General features: G+C 62.4%; 1 protein-coding gene. It reads right to left on the bottom strand.

Going from position 1 to position 505, the window contains the following annotated elements; all coding sequences use genetic code 11:
• Positions 1-148: 148 nt before the first annotated feature.
• On the bottom strand, positions 149-505 hold a 357-nt coding region (locus tag Q2941_RS51915; protein ID WP_458197589.1), incomplete at its 5' end, for a transposase.

The raw sequence follows: 505 nt of genomic DNA, 5'->3' as shown, positions 1-505 counted from the left end.
CTTGGTTGTGTGCAAACGGATAGGTCGGCACGCGGCCGTGGTCGCCAATCATTGCAGGCGGCTGATGTTCTGGCGTCGGATCGTCCAATGACCGGCCAAAGTGGGTATCGCGACGCGGTATTGCGCTTTTGGACGCACTTTCCGGCCTTCAGGTGGTGCGGATGGCTGCAATCAGGCTCGGTTTGCCGACGATGTTCATCACCCGCGTGAGGTTGTAGGCGAGGACGTGCAACGCCATCTCGGCGGCGACATTCCGCAGGCGCTTCATCAGGAAGTGGGTCGCCCCCATACGGGCCTTGATCGTGCCGAAGGGATGCTCGACCGTCTCGCGTCGCGTCCGCATGGCATCGGGATTGGAATCGAGCCGTCTCTGGACCTCCTCGACCACATGCTCATGCTCCCAGCGCGTGATGCGGCGCTCCTTGGACGGCGTACATTGGCTCTTGATCGCGCAGCCTTGGCACGCCGCTGTCGACCAGTAACGGCGCAGCGTCATTCCATGCTC

The sequence above is a fragment of the Bradyrhizobium sp. UFLA05-153 genome (genome assembly GCF_054185185.1).
This window is presented reverse-complemented; position numbering and strand designations above follow the sequence as displayed.